This is a genomic window from Novosphingobium sp. 11B, from assembly GCF_054589055.1.
The window spans coordinates 1-10,115 of sequence record NZ_BAAILP010000204.1; the positions used below are offsets into that span (position 1 = coordinate 1).

The following is a 10,115-nucleotide window of genomic DNA, read 5'->3' on the forward strand; positions in this document are numbered from 1 at the left end:
ATGGGAAAATATCGATGATATGGGCGGATGCGTCTTGCCCCTCGATCAAGCACTCGACCACGTTGCTGAAAACAGCATCTTCTGGACCTGGACCTGACCAAAAACGTACAAAGTCGAGCTGACGGTCTGCTTTTCCGGCAGGTGACGACCAAAAACCTCTCCCAACCAAATTTCAGAGGTGGAACATTTCGCATGCGATGAGGTCTAACATTGGGCTTTAAGGCAATGTCCGCACAATAGCGGCCCGTATGATGATTCTGCTCCTGTCCTGGTTGGAAGCCCCTTTCCGAATGGGCGATTGCATGATGGGGTTCACTCCCTGCGACGCCGCTAGAACCTGCCTTCGAAGCTGAGGCCGAAGGTGCGTGGATCGGTCAGTAGACCGCGCGTGCGCCCGTCGAAGTCGAGGAAGAAGACCGAGGGCTTCTGGACGTCGAACAGGTTCGAGACGATCAGGTACGCCCCGAAATTCTCGCCCTGCCAGCCCAGCTTGGCATTGACGATCGTGCGCCCGGGCAGATCGCGGAACACCTGATCGACGGTGTCCTGATAGACGGCGCTGCGATAGTTGGCATTGACGTTGGCGGTGATCCCGCCCGGATGGCGCCATGTCGCCCCGCCCGACAGCGTCCAGCGCGGCGCATTGGCGAACTCGTTACCCTGCGCGCTGGCGGAAAGCTCGCCCACGGTCACGTCGAAATCGGTGAACTTCGTATTACTGTAGCCCGCCCCGGCATAGAGGTTAAGCGTATTGGTCGGCCGTCCGCTCAGTTCCAGCTCGAAACCGTAGAGGCGTGACTTGCCCGCGTTGACGGTCTGCGTGTCGAACACCGCGCCGGGGCTGAGGCGCACGGCGACCTGCTGGTCGGTCCAGTCGATCCAGTAGGCATTGGCGTTCACCGTCAGCCGCTTGTCCAGCCACTGCGACCTTAGCGCGACTTCGTAGTTCCAGGTATATTCCGGGCCAAATGAATACGCCTCGCCGCGCTGCTGGTTGAGGCCCGCGCCGCCCGCACGGTAGCCGCGCTGCGCCGTGGCGCTGAGCGCGAGGTCGTCGGTGAAGTAATAAGTCAGGCCCGCCTTGGGCAGCCAGGCGTCGTAGCTGATGTTGCGTACCGGCTCGATCACGGTTCTGCGTCTCATGATCGTAGCGCAGGCCTAGGCGCAGCTTCAGCTTGCCGCCCTCGGTGCCGGAAAGAGATGCTTACCGCCAAGCCCCTGAGCGGTCTTGAGCAGTTCCAGAGCTCGAGGCGATAGCGGGACGCGGTGCTCTTTACAGGCCTTCATGCGATCCGGGGGCACCGTCCATACCGCTTTCGAGAAGTCGATCTCTTCCCACGTCGCCTTGAGCGCTTCGGAGGTTTGGGCTGCGGTAAGGATGATGAATTCCAGCGCCATGGCCGTGACTGCCTGTCGCTTGCGCAACGCGGCGATGAAGGTCGGCACCTCCTCGTACGGTAGCGCCTTGTGATGACCGTCTCGGCCGAGCTTGCGATTGCGGGCTTCCTTGGTCTTGGACACTTTGGGGAGGATCTGGGCTAGGTGCCCGCGCCAACGCGCCGGGTTCTCGCCCTTACGGTACCCACGGGCCTTGGCGGCATCGAGAATGGTTTTGATCCGCCCCCTCACCCGGCTCGCCGTCTCGGGCTTCTCTCGCCAAATCGACTCCAAAATCGACAGCACATGGGGTGTGTCCACGTCGGCCACCGATTGATCGCCGATCTTCGGATAGACATAGTCAGCCATAGTCTTGCGCCACTGCTGCCGGTGCTTCGGGTTGCGCCAGCTTTCCTCGTTCGCATCGATGTGGGCTTCGGCAACTTCCTTGAAAGTGGTCTCGGCGATCAGGGCTGCTTGGGCTGCCGCGAGCTTTTCGGCCTCCTCGCGATCGCGCTCCTCGATGGGGTCGATCCCGGACTGGACCTTGAGGCGCAGCTTGGTCGCTTCGACTCTGGCATTTGCCAGCGACAGGGCACCAAGACCAGCGGCAGCGCCAAGTCCTAAATCGCGCGAATTCCCGTTCAGCATGAAGCGGAATACCCAAGAACGGGCGCCGCTCGCTTTAACCAAAAGGTGCAAGCCACCTCCATCCGAATGCCTGCCCGGCTTGGCGTTCTTGACCGTCAGAGGCGTCAGAGCATTTGAAAGCTTACGGGGCATACCGGTCCATCGTTCCCAAAACCGCTCCCATAATAGTAGCGCGGTTTTATGGGAGCGCAATTGGACAGCATTGGACACTTATACATAGAGAGGAGAATAAACTCGACCAAATCAGCCAGTGTTCTTCACATGTTCGCACGCCACCGGATGATATTATTGCGGACACCCTGTCCGCCATCATTCCCGTCTCGGGACGATACACATGGTGTTCCTGCGTGTCTGCGTTTCTCACCCGTCATCGCCGCCCGGTTTCGAACTCTCGATACGCCACTTGCGTCGAGCCAGCCGTGTGATCGGCCGTGAGCAGCGTCGGCAAACGCTGCGATAGTGCGAGCCATCCCATTCGACCGCGCGGCGAGGGCGATGACGATTGAACAAACAAAGAAAGCGCCCGAAAGCCACTCTTGCCCCCCGTTGATGCGAAAATCTCGGACGGGATAATTGAGCACGCCATCGAAGCTCAACGAAACAAACCCGTCCTATTTTCTCTCCGATGCGCTGCAGCCGGCGGCAAGAGCCCGCACCATCTCTGGCGCGGGCTCCTGGCATTTCGGTCGAGGGTCAGGCGCTCACGGGCTGCGGGCGATTGGCGAGCAGGTTGTCGACTACCGACGGGTCCGCCAGCGTGGAGGTGTCTCCCAGGTTCGAGACATCGTTCTCGCCGATCTTGCGCAGGATGCGGCGCATGATCTTGCCCGAGCGGGTCTTGGGCAGGCCCGGTGCGAACTGGATCACGTCTGGCGTGGCGATCGGGCCGATCTCGTGGCGCACCCACGCGATGAGTTCCTTGCGCAAGGCGTCGTCGGGCTCGACCTCGGCGTTGCAGGTGACGAAGGCGTAGATGCCCTGCCCCTTGATCTCGTGCGGCATGCCTACGACCGCCGCTTCCGCCACCTTGGGGTGAGCGACGAGTGCGCTTTCGATCTCCGCGGTGCCCATGCGATGCCCGGAGACGTTGATGACGTCGTCGATGCGACCGGTGATCCAGTAGTAGCCGTCCTCGTCCCGGCGGCAGCCGTCACCGGTGAAGTACGTGCCTTTGAAGGTGCTGAAATAAGTCTGGAAGAAGCGCTCGTGATCGCCCCAGACGGTGCGCATCTGGCCGGGCCAGCTGTCTGTGATGACGAGGCAGCCGTCGCCCGGCCCCTCGATCTCCTTGCCGTCGTTGTCGAGCAGTTTCGGCTGCACGCCGAACATCGGGCGGGTGGCTGAGCCGGGCTTGAGCGGGGTGGCGCCCGGTAACGGGGAGATCATCACGCCGCCGGTCTCGGTCTGCCACCAGGTATCGACGATCGGGCAACGCCCCTCGCCCACGACCTCGTGATACCAGGACCATGCCTCCGGGTTGATTGGTTCGCCGACCGAGCCGAGGAGGCGCAGCGACTGGCGGCTGGTCTTCTTCACCCAGTCGTCGCCTTCGCGCATGAGCGCACGCAGCGCGGTGGGGGCACCGTAGAAAATCTCGACGCCGAACTTGTCGACGACCTGCCAGAAACGGCTGGGATCGGGGAAGTTGGGCACGCCTTCGAACATCACGGTGGTCGCACCGTTCATCAGCGGGCCGTAGACGACGTAGCTGTGGCCGGTGACCCACCCGATGTCGGCCGCGCACCAGTAGATCTGGCCGGGGCGGTAGTCGAAGACGTACTCGTGGGTCATTGAGGCCCATACCGAATAGCCGCCGGTGGTGTGCAACACGCCCTTGGGCTTTCCAGTGGAGCCCGAAGTGTAGAGGATGAACAGCGGGTCCTCCGCGCTCATTTCGACCGGCTCGCATTCGGCGGCCTGATCGGCGACGGCCGAGGCCCAGTCGATGTCGCGACCCTCGGCCATCGGTACGCCGGACTTGGTGTGCGCGAGGACGATCACGCTGTCGACACCGGGACAGGCCTTGAGCGCCTCATCGACATTGGCCTTGAGCGGGACTTTCTTACCCCCACGCAGGCCCTCGTCGGCAGTGAGGACGACGCGGCTGTCGCAATCCTGGATGCGGCCCGCCAGCGCGTCCGGCGAAAACCCGGCGAAGACGATCGAGTGGATTGCGCCGATCCGCGCGCAGGCCAGCATGGCAACGGCCGCTTCCGGCACCATCGGCAGGTAGAGAGTGACGCGCTCACCCTTCCGGACGCCGCGTGCCTTGAGGAGATTGGCCAGGCGGCAGACCTGCTCGTGCAACTGGCGGTAAGTGATGCGGCGGTCGGGAGCGGTGGGACTGTCCGGCTCCCACAGGATCGCGATCTGGTCGCCACGCTCCACGAGATGACGGTCGAGGCAGTTGGCCGAGAGGTTCAGGGTGCCGTCGGTGAACCACGAAATGCCGAAGTCCTCTTCGTGGAAACTGGTCTGCTTGACCACGCTGAAGGGCTTGATCCAGTCGATCCGCCGCGCTTCCTCGCGCCAGAACGCTTCGGGCTCGGAAACCGACCTTTCGTACATCTCCTGATAGCGGGCATCGTCGATCAGGGCGTTCCGGCTCCACTCGGCGGGAACGGGATAGACGGCCTCGGCCATGCGGATTCTCCTCTCATATCGTAGGGTCGGGCTCTCCCGGCCTTGCATGTTGCATAGCACAATGGACCCGGGCCGTTCCCATTGGACAATGGTAGAACGGGCCGGGCGGAATCTCGTGCCGTTTCGACGAAGATGGCGGGCGATCTGATCTCGATCAAGGTGCATCGCATGATCGCGGTCTAGAGATTCGGCATTCAATCGAAAGGTAACGCCGTCATGATCGTCACCCTCCCCACCCGTTCGGGCATTGACCTCGACGTGCGCCCGGCAACCGAGGCGGATGCACCCGCGCTGACCGATTTCTTCACCCGCGTGACGGACGAGGATCGCCGCTTCCGTTTCCTGTCGGCGACCGAGCACGTCGGGCCGGTATTGCTGGAGCCGCTGGTCCACGCCGACCACTTCCGGACCGAATCGTGGGTCGGGATCAACCAGGCCAGCGGGCAGATCGTCGCGTCGGGGCTGTTGGCTTGTGACGGACCGCTGGATACCGGCGAGATCGCCATTTCGGTCTGCGGCAATCACCGCGGCAAAGGGATCGGCTGGGCCATGCTCGATTACCTCTCGGCCCAGGCCAAGGTCCGTGGCTGTCGCCGCGCCATTTCCATCGAGAGCCGTGACAATCGCGCCGCCATCGACCTCGAACGCGAAAGGGGCTTCAGGCCTGAGCCGTTCGACGGCGATCCCGGGCTGGTCGTACTGGAAAAGACCTTCCGCTGAATAGGGTGGCAGCGTACGCGCGCCGAATGCTAACGCGCTGGTAACCTGTTTTACGGCATGGGGTTCTCCCCCCAAGGAGACCCCATGCGCGATTCCCTCAAGCCCGGCCCGGCCGACAGTCGGACCCCTCGTTCCGCACGCGTCGGCGTGTCGATCCTGTGCGAGGTGCGTCAGGGAACCCGTCCGTGGAAACCGGCGCGACTGGAGGACTTGTCGCCCGGAGGCTTCCGCATCGGCCTGTTGCCCGATGCCCGGATGGAAGTGCCGCTGCGTATCCGCATCCCCGGCCTGCAGTTGCTAAGCGCACGCATCTGCTGGGTGCGCGAAGGCGCCGTCGGTTGCGAATTCGCCGAGCCCCTGCACGTGGCCGTGTTCGAGCATATCGTGCGCGCCGCCGGCTGATACGAAAAAGGGCGGACCTTGCGGCCCGCCCTCCTCGTTTTTCCAGACCTTGCGGCGCGATCAGATGTGGATCGCGCGGCCGTAGGCGGCGAGGGTCGCCTCGTGCATCGTCTCCGAGATCGTCGGGTGCGGGAACACGGTGTTCATCAGTTCCGCCTCGGTGGTCTCCAGCGTCTTGCCGACGACGTAGCCCTGGATCATCTCGGTCACTTCGGCGCCGATCATGTGGGCACCGAGCAGTTCGCCGGTCTTGGCGTCGAACACGGTCTTCACGAAGCCCTCGGGCTCGCCCAGCGCGATCGCCTTGCCGTTGCCGATGAACGGGAAAGTGCCGGCCTTGACCTCGTAGCCTTCTTCCTTGGCCTTGGCTTCCGTCAGGCCAACCGAGGCGATCTGCGGGTGGCAATAGGTGCAGCCCGGGATGTTGCGGCGGTCCAGAGCGTGCGGGTGCACTTCCTTGTTGCCCAGTTCCTTGGCGATCGATTCGGCGGTGGTGACGCCTTCATGGCTGGCCTTGTGGGCAAGCCACGGACCCTTCACGCAGTCGCCGATCGCCCAGACGCCGGGGACGTTGGTGCGGCCATAGTCGTCCACCTTGACGAAGAACTTCTCGTCCGGCTCGATCTTGAGTTCTTCCAGGCCGATGTTCTCGACGTTCGGGACGATGCCGATGGCGACGATGACGTGGCTGAATTCCTGCGTCTCTTCCTTGCCGCCCTTCGGGGTGATCTTGACCGAGACGCCCTTGTCCGAAGCCTTGACGTCGCTCGCCTTGGCGCCGGTGAGGATCTTCATCCCCTGCTTGGTCAGCGCCTTTTCGAGGAAGGCCGAGACGTCCTTGTCCTCGACCGGGACGATGCGGTCCATCATCTCCACGACCGTCACGTCGACGCCCATGTCGTTGTAGAAGCTGGCGAACTCGATGCCGATCGCGCCCGAGCCGAGGACCAGCAGCTTCGTCGGCATTTCCTTGGGCGTCATCGCATGGCGGTAGGTCCAGATGCGGTTGCCGTCCGACTTGGCGCCGGGCAGTTCGCGCGCACGGGCGCCGGTGGCGATGATGATGTGCTTGGCCGAGAGGGTCTCGGTGCCCTTCTCGCCGGTCACTTCCAGCTTGCCCGGAGCCACCAGCTTGCCGGTGCCCATGTGGACGGTGATCTTGTTCTTCTTCATCAGGTGCGTGACGCCCTGATTGAGCTGCTTGGCCACGCCGCGCGAACGCTTGACGATGGCGTCGAGGTCGGCGGTGATGTTCTCCGCCGCGAGGCCATAGTCCTTGGCGTGCTTCATGTGGTGCAGGATCTCGGCCGAGCGCAACAGCGCCTTGGTCGGGATGCAGCCCCAGTTGAGGCAGATGCCGCCGAGCAGTTCGCGCTCGACGATGGCGGTCTTGAGGCCAAGCTGCGCGCTGCGGATCGCCGCGACATAGCCGCCGGGGCCGGAACCGAGAACGATGACGTCGTAAGAATCAGCCACTCTTAACTCTCCTGTTCGATCGCGCGGGGGCGGCCCGCGTCGTCGATTGCGACGAAGGTGAAGACCGCTTCGGTCACCTTCACCTGTTCTTCTTCATGTCGGTGGCGCCGCCAGGCCTCGATGCCGATGGTCATCGAGGAGCGGCCCACGTTCCTGAGTTCACCGTAGACGCTGACTTCGTCGCCCACCTTGACCGGCTTGTGGAACTGCATGCCGTCCATCGCGATGGTGACGGCGCGGCCATGCGAGTGGCGCGCGGCGATCAGCCCTGCGCCCATGTCCATCAGGCTCATCAGCCAGCCACCGAAGATGTCGCCATAAGCATTGGCATCGGCGGGCATCGCGGTGATGCGGATGACGGGTTCGCGATATTCTTCCGCCATTTCAGACGATCTCCGAAGTCGCGGCAATGGCCCTGGGGCGGTCGTTCTCGTCGAGCGTCACGAACGTGAACAGCCCGGTGGCGACTTCGACCTGATGCTCGCTCGCCCGCGCCCGGCCAAAGCCGCGCGTGGCGATCGTCATCGAAGTGCGCCCCGTCCGCTGCACGCTTGCATAGACGTTGAGTTCGTCGCCCACGAGCATGACGCCGGGAAAGGTGAAGTCGGTCGCTCCCACCACCACGGCCTTGTGGCCGGTGCGGCGGGTGACCAGCGAGGCGGCGCCAAGAGCAAGCTGGCTCATCAGCCAGCCCCCGAAAACGCCGCCATAGGGGTTGAGGTCGGTGGGCATCGCTGTGACGCGGATGACCAGCTCTCCGGCCTCGTGCTCCATATCAGGCGATCATGCTCAGCGGGTTCTCGACGAACTCGCGGAACGCGGCCATCAGGCGCGCGCCGTCGGCGCCATCGATGGCGCGGTGATCGAAGCTGCCAGTTGCCGTCATGATCGTTGCCACTCCCAGCGATCCGTCTGGCATCACCCACGGACGCTTGTCACCTGCACCAATGGCGAGGATGGTCGACTGCGGCGGGTTGATGACGGCAGTGAACTGCTTGATGCCCATCATGCCCATGTTGGAGATCGAAGCGGTGCCACCCTGATATTCCTCGGGCTTGAGCTTGCCTTCCTTGGCGCGGGTGGCAAGGTCCTTGCTCGCCTTGGCGATCGCCGAGAACGACTTCTCGTTGGCACCCTGGACGATCGGGGTGATGAGCCCGCCGGGGATCGAGACCGCCACCGAAACGTCGGCGCGCTCGTACTTGATCAGCTCGTTGCCGGCGAAAGTCACGTTGCATTCCGGCACCGCGATCAGTGCGGCGCCCAGCGCCTTGACCAGCATGTCGTTGACCGAAACCTTGACGCCCTGCTTTTCCAGCGTGGCGTTGATCTGCGAACGCAGCGCCATCAGCTTGTCGAGCTGCACGTCTACAGTCAGGTAGATGTGCGGCGCTTCCTGCATCGACTGCGTAAGGCGGCGCGCGATCGTCTTGCGCATGCCCGAAAGCTTCTCGACCGTATGCGGGACGCGGGCATCGAGCAGGGCGCGGGTCTCGTCGGCCATCTCGACCGAAGACGTCGCGGCGGCGGCGGGAGCAGCGGCCGGGGCCGGGGCCGCGGGTGCCGGAGCGGCCTTCTTGGCGGTGCCACCCTGCGCGGCCTCGACGTCGGCCTTGACGATGCGGCCGTTCGGGCCGGAGCCAGCGACGCCCGAGAGGTCCACGCCCTTGGCATCGGCGATGCGCTTGGCGAGCGGGGTGGCGACGACGCGGTCACCCGAAGCTGCGGCCTTCGGCGCGGCTGCCGGAGCGGGCTTGGTTTCAGCCTTTGCTTCGGCCTTCGGAGCCTCTTCCTTGGCGGCGGCCTCCGGGGCTTCAGCCTTGGGCGCTTCGATCGCCGAGGCGTCCTCGCCCTCTTCGACCAGCACGGCGATGACGGTGCCGACCTTGACGCCTTCGGTGCCCTCGGCGACGCTGATCTTGCCGATCACGCCTTCATCGACGGCTTCGAATTCCATGGTCGCCTTGTCGGTCTCGATCTCGGCCATGATGTCGCCGGAGGAGACGGTATCGCCTTCCTTGACCAGCCATTTGGCCAGTTTGCCCTCTTCCATGGTGGGGGACAGGGCGGGCATCTTGATCTCGATGGGCATGGAAACTGTACGTTCCTTATTGTCCGTAGGGAGGCCGCTTTCGGGCGCTGGCCCCCTCCTTGGACGGCTTGAGCGTTGCGTTCAAGAACCTTGCAGTTTCTTTTTTCGCAACAGTGGTGGCTTGTCTTGCAGGCTTCGCGTATCGATAAGCCGGTTGGAGAGGGAACCACCCATGCGCATCTACCTGGTGATCGTCGACGAGAGCGAGGAAGCGCTCGTCGCCCTGCAGTTCGCGGCCCGCCGCGCGGCCAAGACCGACGGTGCGCTGCACCTTCTGGCGCTCGTTCCGCCGCAGCCCTTCAACGCCTTCGCCGGGGTCCAGGCGACCATCGAGGAAGAGGCCCGCGCCCGCGCCGAGACGCTGGTGACGGCGGCGGCCGGAAACCTTTTGTCGCAAGGCGCAAAGATGCCGGTCATCTCCGTTCACATGGGAGAAGACATCAAGATTGTGCGGAAATATCTGGAGGAGCATCCCGAGGTTTCGGCGCTGGTGCTGGGCGCGGCGAAAGAAGGCGGCCCCGGCGCTCTGGTCGCGCACTTCACCGGGCCGGGCATGGCGCATATGACCTGTCCGGTGTTCGTGGTCCCCGGCGGGCTCGATGCCGAGGCGATCGAACGGTTGAGCTGAGCGGCACGGGGCGGCACCTAACGGCACTCAAGGGTGCCACAATCGGTCTATTGCCCCACATAACCTCGTCATTGCGAGCGTAGCGAAGCAATCCAGGGCGGTTTGCTCTGCCCTGGATTGCTTCGC

The 10,115-nt window shown here is 63.8% G+C and carries 10 protein-coding genes; 3 read left to right on the top strand and 7 right to left on the bottom strand.

Annotated elements, in window-relative coordinates; translation table 11 throughout:
* Nucleotides 1–330 precede the first annotated feature (330 nt).
* From ACYPYD_RS18390 to acs, 3 genes are all read right to left on the bottom strand, one after another.
* Nucleotides 331–1,143, bottom strand: coding sequence for a TonB-dependent receptor (locus ACYPYD_RS18390; RefSeq protein ID WP_459664682.1), 813 nt, complete (start codon nt 1,141–1,143; stop codon nt 331–333).
* A gap of 27 nt (nt 1,144–1,170) precedes the next feature.
* A complete protein-coding gene (locus ACYPYD_RS18395) occupies nt 1,171–2,160 on the bottom strand; it encodes a tyrosine-type recombinase/integrase (protein ID WP_459664685.1) in 990 nt (329 codons plus the stop codon).
* Between the two features lie 561 nt (nt 2,161–2,721).
* Nucleotides 2,722–4,671 carry an acetate--CoA ligase gene (acs, locus tag ACYPYD_RS18400; protein WP_008832720.1) on the bottom strand — a complete coding sequence of 650 codons (1,950 nt, stop codon included), beginning with the start codon at nt 4,669–4,671 and terminating at the stop codon, nt 2,722–2,724.
* A 216-nt stretch (nt 4,672–4,887) separates the two neighbouring features.
* Between acs and ACYPYD_RS18405 the strand changes: the two genes are divergently transcribed.
* Complete coding sequence (locus tag ACYPYD_RS18405; RefSeq protein ID WP_036523171.1) at nt 4,888–5,391, top strand: GNAT family N-acetyltransferase; 504 nt, start codon at nt 4,888–4,890, stop codon at nt 5,389–5,391.
* A gap of 84 nt (nt 5,392–5,475) precedes the next feature.
* The gene (locus ACYPYD_RS18410; RefSeq protein ID WP_036523167.1) at nt 5,476–5,793 is read left to right on the top strand and encodes a PilZ domain-containing protein; all 318 of its coding nucleotides are present in this window, start codon (nt 5,476–5,478) and stop codon (nt 5,791–5,793) included.
* Between the two features lie 60 nt (nt 5,794–5,853).
* Here ACYPYD_RS18410 and lpdA read toward each other — a convergent pair whose 3' ends face one another.
* The 4 genes from lpdA to ACYPYD_RS18430 are packed head-to-tail and all read right to left on the bottom strand — an operon-like array spanning nt 5,854 to nt 9,361.
* Nucleotides 5,854–7,269, bottom strand: coding sequence for a dihydrolipoyl dehydrogenase (lpdA, locus tag ACYPYD_RS18415; protein ID WP_459664686.1), 1,416 nt, complete (start codon nt 7,267–7,269; stop codon nt 5,854–5,856).
* Between the two features lie 2 nt (nt 7,270–7,271).
* Nucleotides 7,272–7,652 (bottom strand): acyl-CoA thioesterase, encoded by a 381-nt coding sequence (locus ACYPYD_RS18420; protein WP_459664689.1) that lies wholly within the window; start codon nt 7,650–7,652, stop codon nt 7,272–7,274.
* 1 nt (nt 7,653) lies between these two features.
* On the bottom strand, nt 7,654–8,043 hold the full coding sequence (locus ACYPYD_RS18425) for an acyl-CoA thioesterase (protein ID WP_008832725.1): 390 nt from the start codon (nt 8,041–8,043) through the stop codon (nt 7,654–7,656).
* A 1-nt stretch (nt 8,044) separates the two neighbouring features.
* Nucleotides 8,045–9,361: a pyruvate dehydrogenase complex dihydrolipoamide acetyltransferase gene (locus ACYPYD_RS18430; RefSeq protein ID WP_008832726.1), complete on the bottom strand. Its 1,317-nt coding sequence runs from the start codon at nt 9,359–9,361 to the stop codon at nt 8,045–8,047.
* 172 nt (nt 9,362–9,533) lie between these two features.
* On the opposite strand from ACYPYD_RS18430, the gene ACYPYD_RS18435 reads away from it, so the two are divergent.
* Nucleotides 9,534–9,989 carry a universal stress protein gene (locus tag ACYPYD_RS18435; protein ID WP_008832727.1) on the top strand — a complete coding sequence of 152 codons (456 nt, stop codon included), beginning with the start codon at nt 9,534–9,536 and terminating at the stop codon, nt 9,987–9,989.
* The last annotated feature ends 126 nt before the right edge of the window (nt 9,990–10,115 follow it).